Origin of the sequence: Massilia sp. IC2-476 (genome assembly GCF_020707295.1) — a bacterium.
Lineage (GTDB): Bacteria > Pseudomonadota > Gammaproteobacteria > Burkholderiales > Burkholderiaceae_D > Telluria.
This window is the reverse complement of sequence record NZ_JAJFER010000002.1, coordinates 163,517-183,734: the sequence shown is the minus strand read 5'-3', so window position 1 is coordinate 183,734 and position 20,218 is coordinate 163,517. Positions and strand designations below refer to the sequence as shown.

Genomic DNA, 20,218 nt, shown 5'->3' with positions numbered 1-20,218 from the left:
CTTCGGCATTCTGAAACAGTTGCTTACAGTCTTTACAGATGTGTTGAATGTTAACGCGCCTGCGCCGCCACAAGGGTGGTCCAGCTGGTTTGAATACTGTCATACTCCCATGTTTCGCGCGCGCAGCGTTCTATAGAAAATCAGAACGCCCAACTATGTTGTTGACCTCTCCATGCTGAATCCGATTCTCTCCCGTTTGAGCAATTCCCTTGCCGTGCTCCTTGTCCTGTGCGCCGTTTGTACCGGGGCAAAGGCTCAGCCCATGCCGGTACGCGTCGGCCTGGATGCCGAGTTCGGACTGGACAACAGCACCTCTGCCCAGGCGGTCGAACTGGGCATGCGCACGGCCATCGCCGAGATCAACCGCGCCGGTGGTGTACTGGGCGGCCGGCCCGTCGAACTCATTACCCGCGACCACCGTTCGATCCCGGCGCGCGGCATCCGCAACATCGAAGAATTCGCGCGCATGCCGGATCTCGTTGCGGTGTTCGGGGGACGCTTCAGTCCCGTGATCATCGAAGAGCTGCCAACCCTCAAGGCAACCCGGACCCTGTTCATGGCGCCATGGTCCTCGGCCGACGGCATCATCGACAACGACATGCATCCGAATTACGTCTTCCGCCTGTCGCTGCGCGACAGCCTGGCCATGCCCAAGCTGCTGCAGACGGCGCACAAGCGGGGCCTGGGACGGGTCGGGCTGCTGCTGACGAATACCTCCTGGGGCCGCAGCAACCTGGCCGCGGCGGAGAAGTTCGCCGCTACCCACAAGGAGCTCAGCATCGTGCAGACCGCCTGGTACAACTGGCGCGACCAGACTCTGGTTGCCAGGTACCAGGCGCTGCGCAGGGCCGGCGCGCAGGCCGTCATCCTGGTGGCCAACGACGATGAAGCTGCGGTGCTGGTGCGCGAAGTGGCTGCGCTGCCAAAGAACGAACGGATACCGATCCTGAGCCACTGGGGCGTCACCGGCGGCGAGTTCGTCAGGCAGGCAGGGCCGGCTCTCAACCAGGTCGACTTTTCCGTGATCCAGACCTTTTCCTTCTTCAGGGCGGACCAGAAGGCCGTCGCGCGCTTCATGGCCAGCGCCGCCGCGATTTCGCCGGTGCGCAGGATCGAAGACATCCGGGGTCCGGTGGGGGTGGCCCATGCCTATGACCTGATGCACATCCTGGCCAAGGCAATCGACCTGGCCGGCAGCACCGACCGCAAGGCGGTACGCGACGCGCTGGAGAAGCTGCGCCAGCATCGTGGGCTGGTCAAGACCTATGCCCCGCCGTTCACGGCCACGCGTCACGAAGCACTCAGCAGCAAAGAACTGCTGATCGCCCGCTACCGCGCGGACGGCGTGCTCGTGCCGACGGACGACTGAGCATGGCGATGTGGTCGATGCTCAGGTCTGCGAGCCTGACGCAGCGCTTCGCGCTGGCGTCGGCCATCCTGGCCGCCTGCGCCGTGCTGCTGGCGGCGGCAGCCTCGTTCTGGCTGGTCAACCGCCAGCATGCGTCCGCCGTGGAGCTGCTGCAGCAGCGCGAGGCCGCGTTCAATGCGCGCACCGTGGGCAATACGCTGGCGACGCTCGCCACGCGCATGGACGAAGTGGCGGCCAGCCCCATCCTGGCGACCGGCCTGGTCGACAGCGCAGGCAGGGAAACCTACCTGGCTCCCTTCCTCGGTGGCCTGCGGCAGATCAACGGCATCCCGGTCCAGGTCCTGTTCACCGATTTCGAAGGCAAGCCGGTCGCCGGCAATGGCCTCGAGCGCTTCGACGAGACGCAACTGGCCTGGCTGCGCGCGCGTCTCGACGATGGCGTGGAAAGCGCCGCCATCTTCGACCGGCCCGAGGGCGCGGAACTCGTCGGCGTTTCGCTGTTGCGCTATTCGCGCACCAATACTCCGGAAGGCGCCCTGGTCTACAAAGTCAGGATGCGCGACCTCGCCCCCGTCCCTTCCGCACAGCTGGCCTGGAAGGCGCAGCCGCGCCCAGCGGCCGAGGGAACCCACCTGGACATGCCGGTCGCGGCGCCCGCCCGCTTCGCCCACCTGGGCCTGGTGCTGCGCGTCGACACCAGCGGGCTCGCTCACATTCTGGAGACACCCTGGTCGCAGTACAGCCTGATCGGCGGCATCGCAGCCCTGCTGGCCGTGATCGTGTTCCTGCTGGGGTCGCGCCTGTCGCTCGGCCTGACCCAGGACCTGCGCAAGCTCGAGCAGTTCGCCAGCCGGCTTGGCGAAGAAGGCATCAGCGAGCACCGCGCCGAACTGGCGGGCAGCAGCGAAACGGTGACCCTGGCCCGCTCGATCAACCAGATGCTTGATCGCCTGCACCGGCAGCAGGAGCACCTGCAGCGGGAACACCAGCGCAAGGACGAGTTCCTGGCAATGCTGGCGCACGAACTGCGCAATCCGCTGGCGCCGATCAGCAGCGCCGCCCAGCTCCTGCGCATGCTGTTTGCGAACGAGCCGCGGATCAAGCAGACCAGCGAGGTCATTTCGCGCCAGGTGGCGCACATGACGCACCTGGTCGACGACTTGCTGGACGTGTCGCGCGTCACGCGCGGCCTGGCCACCATCAACAGGACGCAAGTGGAACTCGGCGCCGTGGTGCGCGAAGCCGTAGAGCAGATCGTGCCCCTGATCGAAACCCGCCGGCACCGCCTCACGCTGGACATCGCGAGCCATCCGATGCCAGTGAACGGCGACCGGACCAGGTTGATCCAGGTAGTGGCCAACCTGCTGGGCAACGCCGCGAAATACACGCCGGATGGTGGCCAGCTGCGCGTCAGCCTGCAGCAGCAGGGTGATCGCGCCGTGCTGCAGGTGCAGGATAACGGCATCGGCATCGATCCGGACCTGCTGCCGGAGGTGTTCGACCTGTTCACCCAGGGCGAACGCACGCCCGACCGCGCCCAGGGCGGGCTCGGGCTCGGCCTGGCCCTCGTGAAAAAGCTGGTCGAGCTGCACGACGGCGCCGTCGACGCCGACAGCAAGGGGCCGGGCCAGGGCAGCAGCTTCACGGTGCGCCTGCCGCTGCTGCCGGCCGTAGGCAGCGCATCCGCCGCGGACACTGCGGAAGACGGAGCAACCAATACGGCCGCCGCAGCCGCCAGCCGTATCCTGGTGGTGGACGACAACGTCGACGCCGCGAACACCCTGGCCATGCTGCTCGAGGCAGCCGGACACGGGGTCAGGGCCGAACATTCGGCCCAGGCCGCGCTGGCTACGGCGACGGAAGAAGCATTCGACTTCATCCTGCTCGATATCGGCCTGCCGGACATGAGCGGACACGCGCTGGCCAAGGCGCTCCGCCAGCTGCCCTGCTCCAACGGCGCCACCTTCGTCGCCGTCAGCGGCTACGGCCAGGAACAGGATCGCCGGATGTCACGCGAGGCCGGATTCGCGGCCCACCTGGTCAAGCCGGTCCGGGTGGATGAGCTGATCGACACCATCGGGCGCCTGCGCGTATCGAAAGGGCGCAGCGCAGGTCAGGACTGAGGCCCTCGGCTGTCACTTATCCGGCCGGTCGCCGTATGTCGCCCCCCCTGCGCCGCCGAATACGCCCTCGTACATCAGCCGCTGCGGCCCACCTCCAGCAGCCCTCAAGCAGGCCGACGATATGACATCCGCCTTACTCTTCCCCTGTCCGGTAATCCTTCACGTCCACGTGTCGACGGTCACGGCACCTGGCTTCGTCGAATCGAGAAATCCAGCTGCTCAGTAGCTTCGTCGAAGGGCGCGAGCTCGAAACCGGATCTCATTAAAACGTTGATGGATCGCGTATTGCCAGTGTCGACACGAGCCCGTACAACCGAAACCGCAGGGTTGTCAAACGCGCGTCGCACAAGAAACTGCGTCATTTGCTGCGCAAATCCGCGCCCTTCGAACTCCGGGGCTACCGAGTAGCCGATCTCGACTTCACCACGGAGTGGAGGGCCGAAATATCCACCAACCCCAGCCAACCATTTTCTTCCTGACGCCTCTTCTATGATCCCATACCAAACCAGCCATCCAGAGTAAAGCTGCGCGTCTTCCTGAATAAGGTCCCTGAAGTACAGCAAGGCGTCGCGGTCAAACTGCCCTGGCGGCCAGCTTGCTGGCACCCTGGCACCAAGGAGGCTAGCCAGCTTTTCCGGTCTCTCAAGCTCGGCCTGAATGCACTCGAGAGTCCCCTCGACAAATTGCAGCGTGCTCTCTGGGGGATTGTTAAGCGATCGAGTTGAAGAGATGTTGTTCAACGGTGCGATTCTTTCACGATGATTGCCACGCCAAGCGCATGAAGAGTCATGACTCCGTTTCTTCCATCCGAGATTTGAGGGCATTCTGGGCGAGCGCATCCACATACCATCCCTGGGCCATTTCGATCCCGATCTCGTGCGCGAAGTCGAACATGGATTCGGTTTCCAGTCCTTCTGCCACGGAACTGACGGCTTGCGCTTTCCACTGAGTGATCAAATGCTTCAAGGTCTCGGCGGCGTCGGGACGCGCCATACAAGTCGCTATGAAATTCCTGTCAATCTTGACGGTCGAAATACCTTCAAGCGAATAGAACCTGTCCAGCCCGTCTCGTCCCGCACCGAAATCGTCGAGTGCAAGTCGCGCACCATTCGTGATCAGCAGGTTTGCCTTGACGCTGATCGAGCGGCAGTCCGCGTATCCAGCAAAGGCTTCACTCAGCTCGAACACCACATCGTTACTTGAGGATGCTTTCGTGAAAATGTCATCCGCAACTGTCAACAGCGCCTCGTTGGACACATTGACGAAGAGCGGAGGAAGATGCGGGCGTTCAGTACTAAGGAAGAAGATCACCGCCTCGTCCACCGCCTGCCAGGATGTGGGCATTTTGCCGCGGTAGAGCATTTCATAACGCTCGACTTCCATGGTTGAAAACCGCATGACCGGCTGGAGTTCGAACGGGAGCTCCGGCAAGGTCTCGCTCTCGACAGGCCCAGCAATGAGCAGCATTTTGTTTGTAGGGTGTGACAATTCTGATCGCCTGATTACGTTAACGCGGTTTTCGTAGGACTTGCGTGTGGATGACAGCCATCTAGCGCAAGGCTTTGGCCATGAACGCAACTCGCAAGGTGGCCCCGCTATGATGCTCATGGTCTTGTTCGCGCTCGAACGTGAACCCTGCTCTTTGAAAAAACCTGCGCGCGTTAAGCGAGGCATACGCGAAGAGATATTGAACGCCGTGTGAGGCTGCCATCTCGTCAAGGGAACGCATCAACGCCTGGCCGACGCCTCTGCCTTGATATAGCGGTTCGACAAAAAGTGACTCGATTTCGCCGTTGCTCATGTCCAGCATTGCATACCCCCACAGAACGCCATCCTGCTCCGCAATGACAGCACCTCCTTTGGTCATCAGACCTGCAAAGCGTGTGGATGAGGGCGTCGCCCATGCTGCAAGTGCGTGTACAGGATAATGGGGAGTCCAGCTGCCCCAAATTGCCCGCTTTCGCAGTCGCCACATTTGAGCTTGAACGCTCGTCGATACTTGCTGAAGCTGATATACCCGGAACGAAGCGGAACCGTCGCTTGGCAGTTTTTTCATCGTGCCGGATATGCAGGCTGCGTGGAGTCGCCGAGCGCCAAGGCAAGGTGTGACGGCTTGCCATGCAGCCCCGACGTCTGATGCAGCTTGAACGTGCTTACCGTCTCTGCCAACGTGGCCGCCTCTTTACGCAGAGACTCGGCCGCGGCGGCAGCCTCTTCGACTTGGGCCGCGTTCTGTTGGGTGACCTGTTCAAGGCTCGAGACAGCAATATTTACCTGTTCAATACCGGATGCCTGCTCGGCGCTGGCAACTGCAATCGCTTTTACGGTTGACGAGACCCTCAGGATATTGTCGACTACCTGGCGTATTGCCTCACCTGCATCCTGCGCCAATTCGGTGCCTTCATTAATGGTATGAACAGAGCTATCGATCAGAACCTTGATTTCTTTTGCAGCTGACGCTGCTCCCTTCGCCAAGTTCCTGACCTCATCGGCAACGACAGCGAAGCCTCGTCCTTGCTCGCCAGCCCGCGCTGCCTCGACGGCAGCATTCAGAGCAAGGATATTTGTTTGAAACGCGATCCCCTCAATGACACCGATGATTTCCTCGATCTTTCGAGCCGCCCCTGAAATCTTGACCATGGTTGTGACAACCTGATCCACGATCGTGCTGCCATGCGCTGCGGAATCGGTCGCAGACGAAGCCAGATCATCAGCGAGCTGGGCGCTCCTGGCATTGTCTTTAATGGTGCTAGCTAGCTGATCAGTACTGGCAGCTGTCTGTTCGAGTGCACATGCTTGCTGTTCAGTTCGGCTAGACAGATCCGTATTTCCATTCGAGATCTCAATGGCCGCTACGCTCACATTTTCGGCGCCAACGCGGACTTTGCTGACAATCTCTCGAAGGCCATTGTTCATTTGTCCGAGTGCGGCCAGCAACTCGCCAGTCTCATCACGTGTTGTGGACGTGATGCAGCTGGTCAGATCCTTGGCCGCGACAGTCCGCGCCACATCCACCGCAGCGGTGATTGGCTTCGTGATCGATCGTGAAATTACTACTGCCGTAATAATGCCGAACGTCACCGCTACAGACGTCAGCGTACCGAGGATCCATAGATCGTTAGCGTAAGCAGCTTCGGCAGCCTTGAAGGATTCCGACGTGAGCTTCTCCTGCAGCGCCGAGTTTTCGTGCAGCACGTCTTGCAGAGCCTGGGTAGCCGGCCCGGCCACGCGCAGCAAATGGACCACCGCCGCTTCGTCTTCATTCGACCTCGCCATCGCGAGCACCCGATCGTTTTGCACTCGTGCCAGGGCGAGGGCTGTCTTGATCCGGGTGCGAATCTCCTGGCCCAAATTACTTGTTGGAAGCGAGTACAGCATTGCCGCCGCCTCATCGTATCGAGCGCGCGCTTCCTCGAGCTTCCTGCTTTCCACCGATATCAGCTCGGGATCATCCAGGAGGGTAATGGTTCGCATCACTCGGGACTGGATATGGATGGATTCAGACATCTGCGTTACCAGCCTGGTTTTCTGGTTATTCGAAACAACAACCTCACGCAACTTGGATTCAAGTTCCTTCAATTCGTAAATGCTTGTGGTTGCAATGACCAGGATAAGTGCGATCAAAATGGAAAAAACCAGCGCCAGCCGCGAACGGATTTTAAGGTTACCCATGAATTCTTTTTAAATGGAAATGCGAAGGCTCACGTCAATGAACGGAACTGGCGCAGTCAATAGGGGAGTTATAGACAGAATGACGGCGACGAAAGGAGTGCGCAGCGCCCTGAACCATAAATATTTACAGCCGAGATTCTGATTGAAAACGCTAGCTAAGATGTAGCGATTATGTATGTCGATGTAATGATATGTACTCCCCCCACGCATGGGGGTAGATACAAATTTGCATTAAATATGTACAAATTGAGCGGTAGAATTACGCTCCGAAAACAAACGAATAACCAAAGTTTTGGAACCGATTCCAAAAACTTATAGCTGGTGTTGATAGCCTGTTAGCCTGGACCATACTTTTAGCGGAATGGTGCATATTAAGTCTCTACATGTCGTGGAGGTCCTCAATAAGAAGCGCAAGTACAACTGATAGGAAGTGAATGCAGTTAATTAAAATATTGCCACGGACTTTGAAGGGGCGGTTGATCGCCACAGTTATATCCTTGGTGGCACTGGCTTGCCTTGTGACGACAGCTATTGCTCTCGAAATCGCGTATCAGGAAATGCAGCAGTCGACCGGGCGCCAGCAATACGCCCTCCTGACGAGTGCAGCGCTGCATCTTGAATCAGAACTCGACGCAAAACGTGCTTTACTGGAAACGATTGCAGAAGAGATTTCGGCACAACAGATCCAGGACCCTTTGAGCCTGCAAAAGCTGTTAAGTCAGCACCCACGGCTTGCTACAGCGTTCCTCGATGTCATCGCATTAAATGGATCTGGCCAAATCACTGGCGATTTGAAGGAGACAAGCGATGTTGTCCGGTCCCAGTTTACAGAAAAGAATTATTTAGAGGCTACTCTCCAGAAGCAGCGAGGCATATTATCCGAGCCGATTATTAGCAGCTCGACTGGTAGAGCGATCGTGTTGATTACTCATCCAGTCCGCGATTCAAAAGGAAAAATTGTCCTCGTATTAGCAGGAGGAATCGACATGGAAGATCCGGACTTTTTCGGACATATTGCGCGCCTGCGCCCGAACGCCACGGGATATATTTTCGCCTTGACTCGAAAAGGCATGATATTGAATCACCCCAATCGCCAATTATTGGCCCGTAATATTGGTAATCAATATCCATTAGACATTGACAGAAAGAAGCACCCCTTCTATGGATGGGAAGGCTGGACCCTGGCAGAAGATGACACTGAGAAATCGACAATACTCACATTTAAGCAGGTCAGGGGGCCTCAATGGATCTTGGGTTCCTCGTTTCCTGGAGAAGAGGCGTTTGCTGGGATTGAGAAGGCTCGCAGATATGCGTGGGCGTGCGCTCTGGCGGTCGCCCTTCTCGCTGGCCTGATCGGATGGGCCATGATGATCGTGTTGCTCAAGCCCCTAAGAACGCTGCGCAGGCATGTGATCGCTGTAGAACGTAATGGAGCTGACATCGAAGTCCTCGACATTAGCCGGAAAGACGAGATCGGTGCGCTGGGACGGGCTTTTCATTCGCTGTCTGTCAAACGACTCGAGGCGGAGAAGAAACTGGAGAGAATCAGCCAAACTGATGTCTTGACGGGACTGGGGAACCGCCGTCAATTTACTCAACAGGTTGACGCAATTGTCGAGCGCGCAGGTCTGTGCTGTCAGGGGCTGAGCGTTATCTTTCTAGATGTGGACAAATTCAAGGAAATTAACGACGTGTACGGACACGCTACGGGTGACATGGTACTTGCGGAATTTGCTCGCCGTTTGCTCTCGGCAGTTCGGCCTACCGATCGGGTTTATCGCTACGCTGGGGACGAGTTCGTTATCGTTTCAGAGGGCATGAGCTCCACCGAGAGGGCCAGGCAGTTTGCTATGCGCATTCTTGAGCGGATACGGGAACCTTTCGAATCGAATCAAGGCACATTGCATGTCACGACAAGTATTGGTGTTGCTGTCGCCCGTTTCCCCATCCCTCCCGTCGATTTCATGATGCAAAGCGCAGATGCTGCTCTCTACAAAACAAAGCGTAGCGGACGAGATGCATGCACGATTGAACTTGTGAATTAGTACATCAACGCACCGGTGTCCCTGAGAAGAGACACCGGTGCTTGATCACATCGATGCTATCGCATCCTTACATCACGGCTGCGGATTCCACCCCGCCCCGTTGCCATACCCCGCAAACACCTTTGCGCGCGTGGCGAAGCGGTTCGCCACATCGGTCTCGCTCAGGATGTAGCCGCCGACCCGCGCCGCCAGGTTGAGCGGATTGCCGGCCATGTCGGTGGTGCCGTACTCGCGCCAGCCCGCATCGGCGCGTGCGACCGTCGGGTTCGGCGCCGGCTGGCCGTTCACGCCCTGCCCTGCCCAGCCGCTTGGCGCCACATGGGTATCCATCCTGGTGTTGATGAAGGCGATGTTGTCCCAGGTGGCGGTGCCGCCCGGGCTGCGCGCCAGGTAGGTGGCGCCGTTCGGCACGTCGCCGCGCAGCGGTCCCGGGCCGGGGCCGTGGGTCAGTGCGCTGTTGAGGAACACGTAGCCGATGTCGGCGGCGGCCGGCACCCGCGCCTGCAGCACGTAGCCGCCGCTGCTGGCGTTGGCGCTGTCGCCCACCGAGCGGATCTCGCTTTCCTCGAACAGGGCGGCGCGGCTGCTGCCCCAGATGAAGTCCACGTTGCCTTCCACCAGGGTGCGGTAGAACCAGGACCAGCCCTTCAGGTTGAGCGTGTCCTGCTCGCTGTAGAAGCTGGCGTTCTTCGCCACCAGGCGGCCGTCGCTGTTGAAGTAGATGGTCTCGGCCTGGCCCGAGATGCTGCTCGAGCGGATGGTCGTGTTCTTCAGGCTCAGGGTGTCGAGGCTGAGCATGTCCGAGGCTTCCACCAGCATCACGGCGCGTCCACCCGAGGGCGAACCGGCCGCGCTACCGGACTGGCTGCTGCCCGTGCCCGGATTCAGGGTCTCGTTGTTGGTATACGAGATCATCACGCCATCGCGGCTTTCCCCCTTGATGCTGAGGTTGTCCTTGCCGTTCAGGTAGAGCAGCTCCTCGTAGCGGCCATTGCGAATGTTGATGGTGACCGGATCCGCTTTCGCGAAGCGCTGCATGGCGTGGTTGAGCGCGCCCTGCACGGTGCGGAAGTCGGCTTCGCCATCGTCGTCCACCGTCAGGGTACTGCCCGTCGGTGTACCGGCTTTTGTGCTGAAAGTCCAGCCGGCCGCCTTGCCGAGGCCGACGAAAGGCGTGCCGCCCAGGCTCGTGTTGGTGAACACGCCGTCGGCGATCGCCACGTAGTACTCGGTGCCGTAGGCCAGCCTGTTACTGTGCGGCTTGATGGTCACGGTGTTACCGACGATTTTGATCGGGGCCGTGTTCACCTTGCGCACCAGCGCCTGGCCTTCGTAGCCGATGGCGTCGGTTTCGTCGCGGACGCGGATGACGTCGACCAGCGCATCATCGAGCTTGCGGAAGATGCGGATGCTGCCGCTCGTGCCCAGGGTCGGCGGCTTGTCGAACACCAGCTTGAGCGAGGTGTCGACGTGCGCGGATGCCTCCAGCGGTGCCGGGAAGCTGGCGCCCTGCATCGCATAGGTCTGCGTCGGCTGCACGAACTGCGGTGCGATGGTCGCCGTGATCGTGCGCGTGATCGCAGGTTCGGACGCGCTGCGGAACACGATGTCGGCCCTGCCCGCGCCGACCGCATTCAGGCTCACGGTATTGCCGTCGGTCGTCACTGCCACCACCGCCGGGTTGCTCGATGTCGCGCTGAAGCTGTCCGGCTGGTTATCGCTGGTAATCGCCGTCACCTTGACCTGGTAGGGTGCGTCGCCGACTTCCGCCGAATAAGCCTGGCCGGCAGGATCGATGTTCAGCTGCACCGGCTTCATGCGCGGGTCACCCACCCGCACGTCGTCGATCATGAAGGTCTTGTTGGCCGTGTACAGGCCGATCAGGCCGCGCTGTGTAAAGGCCGTGTCCGTGACCGAGCCGAGGTTGCGGCCGTCGAGGTAGACCGTGAGGGTGCTGCCGATCATCTCGAAGCGCACGGTATAGAAGGCGGCATCCATCTCGATCGGGGTGCGCACCTGGCGCGGCCGGCTCAGCGAGTTGTTCAGCATCTTGGCGATTTCCACCTGGGTGCTGGCGGTGCTGCTCTGCACGTTCAGGCCGGCGCCATACCAGTTGGATGCGTTGACGTAGCGCGTGACGAGGTAGAGCAGCTTGTTGCCCGTGGTGCCGTTGGTCATTGGACGGATGCGCGCTTCGACGTAGTAGTCGCCGGATGGCACACCACCGAAGGCGCCTGGCTTGACCAGGGCGAGCACGCCGCCGGTGCTGGCGGCCGTGTACTGCAGCACCTTGTTGTCGCCGCCGACCACTTCCGATTTCACGCTGAAGCTGCCGTTCGGGCCCGTCACCGGGAGCAGGTCCCACTTGGCGCTGCTGCCGTCCTGGAAGTCGTCGCAGAAGTACAGGCCCGTCGCCGGGCACACCAGGGTCGGGCTCTGGTCGATGGTGACCTTGCCGGTGCCGCTGATCGCCGTGCCGATCTTGCCGGCCCCGGCCTGGGTCAGCGCATTGGATTTCACCAGCGCCGCCGGACGCGGGGTGAAGGCATACGGCGGGGTCCAGGTGACATCGTTCGACACCGAGCAGGCGCCAAGTGGGGCGCCGTTGAGCAGCGAACCGGCGTCCTTGAAGAAGCCGGGATTGGTGCTGCTCATGTTGGTCACCACCTGGTCGCATCGCTGCGCGCCGGCGATCTCGAACACGTTATTGGCGGACAGGATCTTGGCCGCCTTACCCGCGGCGACACTGACGCTGTGCGCGTAGGGCGAGGCGGTCTTGCTGCCGACGAAGTAGTTATTGAAGACGTGGACCTGGCCGAAGCGCACGCGCGGCGCGCGCTGGACGATGTCGCGGTACACGTTGTTGCTGAAGGTGACCCGCAGCTTGCCTTCGTCGGCGGTGGCCGAATCGCTGCCGCCGACCAGGGTGTTCTTGTCGTGCTGGCCGAAGACGTTGTACGACACGGTCACGTAGTCGGACGCATTGGTGATGTCGAGCGCGCCGTCGTGGCACTGCTTCTTCTTGCCGTTCTCGATCGGCAGGAAGTTGTCGGTTAGCGGCACATCGGTGAAGGTGACGTGGTCGACCCACACGTGGTGCGAGCCGGAGACGCCGATCGCATCGAAGGCCGAATTCCAGTTGCCGGTCGAGCCGTCGGTGGGGTCCCAGACCGGTTCGACGTCGCAGGGCGCCACGATCTTGAGGTTGCGGATGATGACTTGCGAGACGTTCGACACCAGCACGGTGCCGTTGATGATGCCGGCATTGGCGTCGGCGCCGATCAGGGTGGTGTTGCTCCTCAATCGGATCGACCCGCGCGCCGACTGGTCGGCGGTGCTCGTATAGGGCTTACCCTCGGTCATGTCGATGGTGCCGACCAGCTTGATGATCTTCGGGTTGTCGGCGCCGTTGGCGAGTGCGGCCAGCAGCTCCGAGCGCTTGGTGACGGTGTAGATGTTGTCGGTGGTGGCGGCCGCACCGCCATTGGTGCCGCCGGCCTGGCTGGCCCAGCCATCTGGTGGCGCGACCTGGCGCGCTGGGTCAGTGGTGGTGGTGGCGGCACTGGCTGGCAGGCCGAACACGGCCGCCAGCAAGGCAGCGGCGCATACCGATGCCTTGAAACCTGGATGTTTCATGTGAACCTCCTGGAACAGGATGGAATGGGATTAGCGTTGTGCCCTGCTCTTGCGGCGCCGGGCCAGGGCCAGGCCGGTGAGGCCGGCCAGGGCCAGGCCGGCGCTGCCCGGCTCCGGCACCGCCGCGGCAGTGCCGATCTGCGCCGAGAACATGCCGTACGTGTCGTTCCAGGTGACTGAAGACAGATCGATCGCAATGCTGGTCCCGCTCAGGACCGACAGCGTCGGCAGGCCGCCGATGGCGCCGGCGTCCAGCAGCGTGAAGCTGCCGATTTCCTGTGCCAGACTGGCGCCGAAATCGAAGACCAGGCGATACTGGCCCGGCTCCACGCTCGGCTGATTGAGGTAGACGTCCAGCCGTCCGGCGGGCGTGAAGTCGAAGCCGAACAGCCCGTCAGCCGTCAGGAATTCGAGGTCGGGATAGCCAGCGGGATCGATTGCGGAGGTGTTGCTGCCCGGCTCAGGCTGAAACAGGTGGTCGAGCCCCAGCACGCCGTCGGCCGAGCCGTTATAGGTCGCGGTAACCGTGCCGCCTTGCAGGGAAATCGGCCCCGCTCCCGCCTGGGTTGCCGTGAGTGCCGCAGCCAATACCAGTGTCTCCAATATGATTTTTGTTTTCATTTCTTGGTCCTGATCGGTGTTGAGAAGGAAGTGCCAGCTGCCGAACTCGTCAGTGGTGCTGAAAGGTTAGCACGGATGCATCACATTTGGTCTGTCCATTTGCATATTTGGTCTGGCCGAAATATGTGGATTGGTAAACCGTGGATGGCACGAGACAATTAGTTTCCGATCAGAAAAAAGCCCGGGTCTTGCCATCGCAATTCCCGGGCTTTCGCCAAGCATCGTTGTGAAAATCAGCTCATCGGCATGCTGCGGTCGCGTTCAGATGGCCCAGCTCTGCAATGCGCTGCGTCAGCTGGCCGAGCCTCTCGCTGTCCTGTTCGGATGCGGCCCATTTGCTCAGGATCGCCAGCTGCGCCGTTCGCAAGGCGTCCGCGGCGCACACCTTGACGTCGGGCGTGACGCCGACGCCTTCCCAATTCGCCTTGGTGATCGGGCTGCTCAGGCGGCTCAGCGGAATGAATGCGACGAAGTGCGGCATCAAGGGGATGTCCTTGCCGGCATTGGCGCCGCCGCCCGTGGTCTCGCCCACGATGGTGGCGCGCTTCAGGTTCTTGAGGGCGTAGGCGAAATCTTCCGCCGCCGAGAAGCTGTCCTTGCTGGTGAGGATAAATACCTCCTTCTTCTGGCCGTAGCGCAGCCCGGGCACCACGTCCAGGCTCCAGCGCTGCTCGAGGCGATTGCCTTCGCGGAGGTAGAAGTCGCTCAGATGGGTGCGCCCGTCCAGCAGGTAGCTCGCCAGCAGGGCCGAGGTGGCGGCGTCGCCCCCGCCGTTGTTGCGCAGGTCGATGATCAGGGCGTCGGTATGGGCAAGCGCCGTCATGGCGGCGGCCAGGGTGTCGGCCGCGTGAGCGGCGGACATGAAGCCGTCCAGCTCCAGCACACCGATATTCAGGGGCAGGCGCTCGATCTTCTGCACACCGAAGTTATTCGAGCGCATCCAGGCCAAGCGGCGTGCCGTATCCTCAGCCGATGACGCGACATGGCTTTGGCGTGTGGGGAGCGGGTCGTCGCTGTAGCTCACACGCAGGTGCCGGTCGCCGGACGCAGCCTGCATCTCGCGGCTCAAGGCTTCCGACAGCTGCCGCGCGTCGGCGACGCCGTCGTAGGCGCCCCGCTGCTGCTGCGCGCGCAGCGCCGCAGCGACCTTGCCGGCCACGTCGGGGAAGACGTATCGCTGGTCGACCTCTTTTGCCAGGGTGTCCACCAGCTGCTGGCGGCTGGCGGGGGTCATGCGGACTTCGGCCGACGCCGGCAGGCTGAGCAGGTTGGCGGCAAGAAGGAGACCCGCCAGGACGCGCAATGCTTTCATGTTTTCCTTAGTGAGGGCTGACAGACGGTCCTGCCACCGATTCAATCTAAGGAAAGATTGCACATTTTCAAGTCGCGCCCGGCGATTTACTCGCTGCGCATACTCAATGGGCGCAAGCCCATACTCAATGGGCGCAAGCCCATACTCAATGGGCGCAAGCCCATACTCAATGGGCGCAAGCCCATACTCAATGGGCTTGCTCCCAGTTCGGTCCAACACCGGTCTCCGCCACCAGCGGCACGTTCAGCTTGGCCACGCCGGCCATCAGCTCGGGCAGCTTGACGCGCACCAGTTCCAGCTCGGCTTCCGGCACTTCCAGCACCAGTTCGTCGTGCACCTGCATGATCATGCGGGTCGCCAGCTTGTCGGTCTCCAGCCACTCCTGCACGGCGATCATGGCCAGCTTGATCAGGTCCGCCGCCGTGCCCTGCATCGGCGCATTGATCGCCGCGCGTTCGGCGCCGGCGCGGCGCGGGCCGTTCGGGGAGTTGATCTCGGGGAGCCACAGGCGGCGGCCGAACACGGTCTCCACGTAGCCGCGCGCCTTGGCCTGCAGGCGGGTCTCGTCCATGTACTGCTTGACGCCGGCGAAGCGCGCGAAATAACGGTCGATGTAGCTCGACGCCGCTGAACGCTCGATGCCGAGGTTCTGGGCCAGGCCGAAGGCGCTCATGCCGTAGATCAGGCCGAAGTTGATCACCTTCGCATAGCGGCGCTGCTCGCTCTGCACCTCTTCCGGCGCAATGCCGAAGATCTCGGCAGCGGTAGCGCGGTGGATGTCCTCGCCTTCCGCAAAGGCCTTCAGCATCGCCGGGTCGCCCGAGATGTGCGCCATGATGCGCAGCTCGATCTGCGAATAGTCGGCCGAGACGATCACGCTGCCCGGCGGCGCAATGAAGGCTTCGCGGATGCGGCGGCCCTCGGCGGTGCGCACCGGGATGTTCTGCAGGTTCGGCTCGTTCGAGGACAGGCGGCCGGTGATCGCCACCGCCTGCGCGTAGTTGGTGTGCACGCGGCCGGTCTTCGGGTTGACCATCTTCGGCAGCTTGTCGGTGTAGGTCGACTTCAGCTTGGACATGCCGCGGTACTCGAGCAGGATCTTTGGCAGCGGGTAGTCCTCGGCCAGCTTCTGCAGCACCTCTTCGTCGGTCGAGGGCGCGCCGGTGGCGGTCTTTTTGATCACCGGGAGACCGAGTTTGCCAAAGAAGATTTCGCCGATCTGCTTGGGCGAACCCAGGTTGAAGGGACCGCCGGCCAATTCGTAGGCCTGCTGCTCCAGCTCCAGCATGCGCGCACCCAGTTCGGACGACTGCACCTCGAGCAGCGCCGCGTCGATCAGGACGCCGTTGCGCTCGATCTTCTGCAGCACTTCCATGGTCGGCATCTCGATGTTGCGGTAGATGTAGGTCAGGCCCTTGTCGGTTTCGACGTGCGGCAGCATGGTCTGGTGCAGGCGCAGGGTGATGTCGGAATCCTCGGCCGCGTACTCGGTGGCGCGGTTCAATTCGACCTGGTCGAAGCAGATCATGCTGGCGCCCTTGCCGCACACGTCGACAAAGGGAATCGTGGTGTAGCCGAGATGGCGCATCGCCATGGTGTCCATGTCGTGCGGCTTGTGCGACTCGAACACGTAGGACTGCAGCAGGGTGTCGTGCACGATCCCGGCCAGCTTCACCCCGTGGTTCTCGAAGATGTGCATGTCGTACTTCAGGTTCTGGCCCAGCTTGGGCTTGGCCGGATTCTCCAGCCAGGAACGCATGCGCTCGAGCACGTGCTCGCGCCCGAGCTGGTCGGGTGCGCCCGCATAGCGGTGCGCCAGCGGGATGTAGGCGCCCTTGCCTGCTTCGACGGACAGCGAGATGCCGACCATCTCCGCCGTCATCGGGTCGAGCGAGGTGGTTTCGGTATCGACCGAAGTCAGCTCGGCCGCATCGACCAGCGCCAGCCACTTGTCGAGCTGCTCCTCGGTGAGCACGGTCTCGTACTCGCCTTTGATGATGGGCATGCCCGGCAGGGTACCGGACGCGCCTTCGGGGGAGTTGAGCGGCGCGCCGCCAGGGCCGGCGCCGCGCGCTGGTGCCACTGCGCCATCGGCACGGCCGCCACCGCCCAGGTCGCGCAGCATGGTCTTGAAGCCGTAGCGCTGGAAGAACTCGCGCAGGGCTTCGGCGTCTTCCGGACGGCCGACCAGGGTTTCCTCGAACGAGACCACGTGGTTGACCAGGTCGCAGTCGGTTTTCACGGTGATCAGTTCGCGGCCCTTGGGCAGCCATTCGAGCGCCGCGCGCAGGTTCTCGCCGACCGCGCCGGTGATCGCATGGGCGTTCTCGACCACGCCATCGAGCGAACCGTGCAGGGTCAGCCACTTGACGGCGGTCTTGGGGCCGCACTTGTTCACGCCGGGGACGTTGTCGACGGTGTCGCCGATCAGGGTCAGGTAATCGATGATGCGGTTCGGCGGCACGCCGAACTTGGCGAGCACGCCGGCTTCATCGAGCTTCTCGTTGCTCATGGTATTGATGAGCATGACCTTGTCGTTGACCAGCTGGGCCAGGTCCTTGTCGCCGGTCGAGATCACGGTTTTCATGCCGCGCGCGGCCGCCTGCACCGCGAGGGTGCCGATCACGTCGTCGGCCTCGACGCCGTCGACCATCAGGATCGGCCAGCCGAGGTGGCGCACTACTTCGTGGATCGGTTCGATCTGCTTGCCCAGGTCTTCCGGCATCGAGGCGCGGGTGGCCTTGTATTCCGGGTAGAGGTCGTCGCGGAAGGTCTTGCCCTTGGCGTCGAACACGCAGGCGATGTAGGCCGCCGGGTAGTCGGCGCGCAGGCGGCGCAGCATATTGACCATGCCGTGCATGGCGCCGGTCGGGAAACCGTCCGCGCTGCGCAGGTCGGGCAGCGCGTGGTAGGCGCGGTAGAGATAGCTGGAACCGTCAACGAGCAGCAGGGTATTTTCCATAGGGGGCGCAGAAGCAAACAAGGCAGACAAAGTGTCCAGCATTATCGCAGATTCGGTACCAGGGGACGGCAGGCGCGGCGGTTCAAACTCTGCACACTTTTCACAGGGAAGCGTGTCTGTTTGTTACAATGAACTAAACGACACAAGGTGACCATCATGTTGCGCACATCTTCCCGCCTGAAACTTCTGACCTTGTGCCTGCTGGCGCACGCCGGCCTGGCCGCGGCGCAGACCCAACAGCAGGCGCCGGCCCAGCAGGCGCCTGCACAGCAGGCGCGCCCCAGCCAGGCGCCGCCGCAGCTCGAGCGTATCGAGCCGGGCAGCGACGTGCCGACCACCACCATCCCGCCACGCGAGCGCACCCGCATCACCGAAAAGCGCGGCAACGATGGCTCGGTTACCGAAGTGGAAGTGCAAAGCGGCAAGAGCCGCTACATCATGAAACCCAATGTTGCACCTGGTAACGCCCAACCCGGCGACGCCCAGAGCAACTCGATCCGCGCCCCACAATGGCAGGTCATGGAATTCGACTTCGGCAACCCGAAAAAGCAGGCGGCCGATCCGGCCACTACCTCTCCGTCGCCGGCCCCTGCCAAAGCGGGCGTACCCGCGCGCGCCGATGCGCCGCCTCCGCCACGGCTGGAACCTGTCGAGAAAAAATAATCCTGGCGCTGCCGTCGCGATGGCCACGGCAGCCGACCCTCACCTTTGTTGCTAGCACATGGCAGTTTTCACCGCGGTCTCGCTGGACGACCTTTCCCAGTGGATCAAGCAGTTCCCCCTCGGCCGCGCGCTCGCGCTTGACGGCATTTCTTCCGGTATCGACAACAGCAATTTCTTCCTCACAACAGAGCGTGGGGAATTCGTGCTCACCATCTTCGAAAACCTCGGTTTCGAGCAGCTGCCCTTCTACGTGCAGCTGATGCGCCACCTGGCCGGGCGCGGCATACCCGTGCCGGCGCCGGTGCCGACCATCGAAGGCGAACTGGTGGTCGCACTGCACGGCAAGCCGGCCATCATCGTCAGCCGCCTCTCCGGCGCTTCCCAGCTCGATCCGCAACCTGTCCACTGCGCCGAAGTCGGCACCATGCTGGCGCGCATGCACCTGGCCGGGCAGGCCTTTCCGCTGGTGCAGCCCAACCTGCGCGGCCTCGACTGGATCCGCGCCACCGCGCCCACGGTGCTGCCGCTCATCTCGGAAGCCGAAGCCGCGCTGCTGCGCAGCGAGGTGGCCTACCAGGGCGAGTTCGCCGGCAGCGTCACCTATGCCGCCTTGCAGCGCGGCCCGGTGCACGCCGACCTGTTCCGCAACAACGTGATGTTCGAGGGCGAGCGCCTGACCGGCTGCTTCGACTTTTACTTTGCCGGCGTCGATACCTGGCTGTTCGACGTCGCCGTCACGGTCAACGACTGGTGCGTGGACCTGGCCACCGGCGAACTGGATGAAGCCCGCGTGCGCGCCCTGCTCGCCGCCTACCACGCCGTGCGCCCGTTCACGGCGGAAGAACAGGGCGCCTGGCTGCCGATGCTGCGCGCCGGCGCCCTGCGCTTCTGGCTGTCGCGCCTGTACGATCTGCATATCCCGCGTGCGGCAGAACTGCTCACGCCCCACGACCCGACCCACTTCGAACGCATCCTGCGCGCGCGCATCGAGCGCGGCGCCCCTGACCTCCCCACATGAACTCTATCCCTGCAATCACCGGCTGGCACTGGCTCAAGCAAGGCGCCGGCCTGTTCCGCAAACAACCGGCCGCGCTGACCACGCTGCTGTTCGCGAACATCCTGATCAGCATCGGCATCAGCGCCGTGCCCCTGCTCGGGCCGATGATCGCCGTGATCCTGATCCCTTCGTTCTCGATGGCCTTCATGAAGGCCTGCCTGATGATCGAGAACGGCGAGCGCGTCACGCCCCCGGTCCTGCTGACCGGTTTTCGCAAGCCGGTGCTGCCGGACCTGTGCAAGGTCGGCCTGATCTACCTGGGCGTGTCGCTGCTGATGGCGCTCCTGATGCGCTTCGTGGTCGATCCGGGATTCTGGGAACAGATGGCGCGGCAAGGCCGCGAAGGCGGCCAGCCGCAGGTGGCGCCAGGCGACGTGCTGGGTGTGATGGCGGTGTTCGGGCTGGACGTGATCATCCTGATGTCGCTGTGCTTCGCCGCGCCGCTGACCTACTGGCAGAAGATGAGCGCGGGGAAGGCGACCTTCTACAGCTTCTTCGCCGTGGTGCGCAGCGCGCGCGTGTTCATCGTGCTGCTGCTGGCCTGGTTCGCGATCTTCATCGGCATCACCAGCGTGATCACCATGCTGCTGGGCCCTTCGAGCATGACGCGCGTGGTCTTGATGTGGCTGATCTTCCTGTTCGTGCTGCTGCTGCAGTGCGCGATGTATGCGGGGTACCGGCAGATTTTCGGCAAGCCGGTGGATAGTGCGCCGGCTGGGACCGTCAATCTCAGCAAGTAGCACGAGCCCGTTATTTTG

General features: G+C 62.1%; 14 protein-coding genes. 6 read left to right on the top strand and 8 right to left on the bottom strand.

All coding sequences use genetic code 11. The annotated features are described in order from the left end of the window. Nucleotides 1-262: 262 nt before the first annotated feature. Nucleotides 263-1,369, top strand: a complete 1,107-nt coding sequence (locus tag LK539_RS05660; protein WP_227799940.1) for an ABC transporter substrate-binding protein — start codon at nt 263-265, stop codon at nt 1,367-1,369. 17 nt (nt 1,370-1,386) lie between these two features. Beyond that, entirely contained in the window at nt 1,387-3,492 is a 2,106-nt protein-coding gene (locus LK539_RS05655) for an ATP-binding protein (protein ID WP_227799939.1), read from the top strand. A 179-nt stretch (nt 3,493-3,671) separates the two neighbouring features. Here the strand turns inward: LK539_RS05655 and LK539_RS05650 are convergent, their stop codons facing one another. The 4 genes from LK539_RS05650 to LK539_RS05635 all read right to left on the bottom strand — a co-directional run bounded on the left by LK539_RS05650 (nt 3,672) and on the right by LK539_RS05635 (nt 7,164). After that, complete coding sequence (locus tag LK539_RS05650) at nt 3,672-4,232, bottom strand: GNAT family N-acetyltransferase (RefSeq protein ID WP_227799938.1); 561 nt, start codon at nt 4,230-4,232, stop codon at nt 3,672-3,674. A 46-nt stretch (nt 4,233-4,278) separates the two neighbouring features. Beyond that, nucleotides 4,279-4,959: an EAL domain-containing protein gene (locus tag LK539_RS05645; protein ID WP_227799937.1), complete on the bottom strand. Its 681-nt coding sequence runs from the start codon at nt 4,957-4,959 to the stop codon at nt 4,279-4,281. Between the two features lie 82 nt (nt 4,960-5,041). Continuing rightward, on the bottom strand, nt 5,042-5,548 hold the full coding sequence (locus LK539_RS05640) for a GNAT family N-acetyltransferase (RefSeq protein ID WP_227799936.1): 507 nt from the start codon (nt 5,546-5,548) through the stop codon (nt 5,042-5,044). Further along, a complete protein-coding gene (locus LK539_RS05635) occupies nt 5,545-7,164 on the bottom strand; it encodes a methyl-accepting chemotaxis protein (RefSeq protein ID WP_227799935.1) in 1,620 nt (539 codons plus the stop codon). The genes LK539_RS05640 and LK539_RS05635 overlap by 4 nt, the downstream gene beginning before the upstream one ends. A gap of 434 nt (nt 7,165-7,598) precedes the next feature. Between LK539_RS05635 and LK539_RS05630 the strand changes: the two genes are divergently transcribed. Next, nucleotides 7,599-9,209, top strand: a complete 1,611-nt coding sequence (locus LK539_RS05630; protein ID WP_227799934.1) for a diguanylate cyclase domain-containing protein — start codon at nt 7,599-7,601, stop codon at nt 9,207-9,209. A 72-nt stretch (nt 9,210-9,281) separates the two neighbouring features. Here the strand turns inward: LK539_RS05630 and LK539_RS05625 are convergent, their stop codons facing one another. The 4 genes from LK539_RS05625 to polA all read right to left on the bottom strand — a co-directional run bounded on the left by LK539_RS05625 (nt 9,282) and on the right by polA (nt 17,740). After that, on the bottom strand, nt 9,282-12,845 hold the full coding sequence (locus LK539_RS05625) for a pectinesterase family protein (RefSeq protein WP_227799933.1): 3,564 nt from the start codon (nt 12,843-12,845) through the stop codon (nt 9,282-9,284). Nucleotides 12,846-12,875: 30 nt separating this feature from the next. Beyond that, entirely contained in the window at nt 12,876-13,466 is a 591-nt protein-coding gene (locus LK539_RS05620) for a PEP-CTERM sorting domain-containing protein (RefSeq protein WP_227799932.1), read from the bottom strand. Nucleotides 13,467-13,704: 238 nt separating this feature from the next. Next, nucleotides 13,705-14,778 carry a S41 family peptidase gene (locus LK539_RS05615; protein ID WP_227799931.1) on the bottom strand — a complete coding sequence of 358 codons (1,074 nt, stop codon included), beginning with the start codon at nt 14,776-14,778 and terminating at the stop codon, nt 13,705-13,707. A 187-nt stretch (nt 14,779-14,965) separates the two neighbouring features. After that, a complete protein-coding gene (gene polA / locus LK539_RS05610; RefSeq protein ID WP_227799930.1) occupies nt 14,966-17,740 on the bottom strand; it encodes a DNA polymerase I in 2,775 nt (924 codons plus the stop codon). Between the two features lie 156 nt (nt 17,741-17,896). On the opposite strand from polA, the gene LK539_RS05605 reads away from it, so the two are divergent. From LK539_RS05605 to LK539_RS05595, 3 genes are read left to right on the top strand one after another with little or no spacing between them, the layout of a single operon-like run. Next, nucleotides 17,897-18,403 (top strand): hypothetical protein, encoded by a 507-nt coding sequence (locus LK539_RS05605; protein ID WP_227799929.1) that lies wholly within the window; start codon nt 17,897-17,899, stop codon nt 18,401-18,403. A 58-nt stretch (nt 18,404-18,461) separates the two neighbouring features. Then, on the top strand, nt 18,462-19,421 hold the full coding sequence (locus LK539_RS05600) for a homoserine kinase (RefSeq protein WP_227799928.1): 960 nt from the start codon (nt 18,462-18,464) through the stop codon (nt 19,419-19,421). Next, nucleotides 19,418-20,200, top strand: coding sequence for a BPSS1780 family membrane protein (locus tag LK539_RS05595; RefSeq protein ID WP_227799927.1), 783 nt, complete (start codon nt 19,418-19,420; stop codon nt 20,198-20,200). The genes LK539_RS05600 and LK539_RS05595 overlap by 4 nt, the downstream gene beginning before the upstream one ends. Nucleotides 20,201-20,218: the final 18 nt, after the last annotated feature.

What these genes read in the sequence shown, in the direction of transcription:
- LK539_RS05615 (WP_227799931.1), bottom strand. Translation starts at nt 14,778, where the DNA reads ATGAAAGCATTGCGCGTCCTGGCGGGTCTCCTTCTTGCCGCCAACCTG.
- LK539_RS05645 (WP_227799937.1), bottom strand. Translation starts at nt 4,959, where the DNA reads ATGCTGCTCATTGCTGGGCCTGTCGAGAGCGAGACCTTGCCGGAGCTC.
- polA (WP_227799930.1), bottom strand. Translation starts at nt 17,740, where the DNA reads ATGGAAAATACCCTGCTGCTCGTTGACGGTTCCAGCTATCTCTACCGC.
- LK539_RS05620 (WP_227799932.1), bottom strand. Translation starts at nt 13,466, where the DNA reads ATGAAAACAAAAATCATATTGGAGACACTGGTATTGGCTGCGGCACTC.
- LK539_RS05605 (WP_227799929.1), top strand. Translation starts at nt 17,897, where the DNA reads ATGTTGCGCACATCTTCCCGCCTGAAACTTCTGACCTTGTGCCTGCTG.
- LK539_RS05600 (WP_227799928.1), top strand. Translation starts at nt 18,462, where the DNA reads ATGGCAGTTTTCACCGCGGTCTCGCTGGACGACCTTTCCCAGTGGATC.
- LK539_RS05635 (WP_227799935.1), bottom strand. Translation starts at nt 7,164, where the DNA reads ATGGGTAACCTTAAAATCCGTTCGCGGCTGGCGCTGGTTTTTTCCATT.
- LK539_RS05625 (WP_227799933.1), bottom strand. Translation starts at nt 12,845, where the DNA reads ATGAAACATCCAGGTTTCAAGGCATCGGTATGCGCCGCTGCCTTGCTG.
- LK539_RS05640 (WP_227799936.1), bottom strand. Translation starts at nt 5,548, where the DNA reads ATGAAAAAACTGCCAAGCGACGGTTCCGCTTCGTTCCGGGTATATCAG.
- LK539_RS05655 (WP_227799939.1), top strand. Translation starts at nt 1,387, where the DNA reads ATGCTCAGGTCTGCGAGCCTGACGCAGCGCTTCGCGCTGGCGTCGGCC.
- LK539_RS05595 (WP_227799927.1), top strand. Translation starts at nt 19,418, where the DNA reads ATGAACTCTATCCCTGCAATCACCGGCTGGCACTGGCTCAAGCAAGGC.
- LK539_RS05630 (WP_227799934.1), top strand. Translation starts at nt 7,599, where the DNA reads ATGCAGTTAATTAAAATATTGCCACGGACTTTGAAGGGGCGGTTGATC.
- LK539_RS05660 (WP_227799940.1), top strand. Translation starts at nt 263, where the DNA reads ATGCCGGTACGCGTCGGCCTGGATGCCGAGTTCGGACTGGACAACAGC.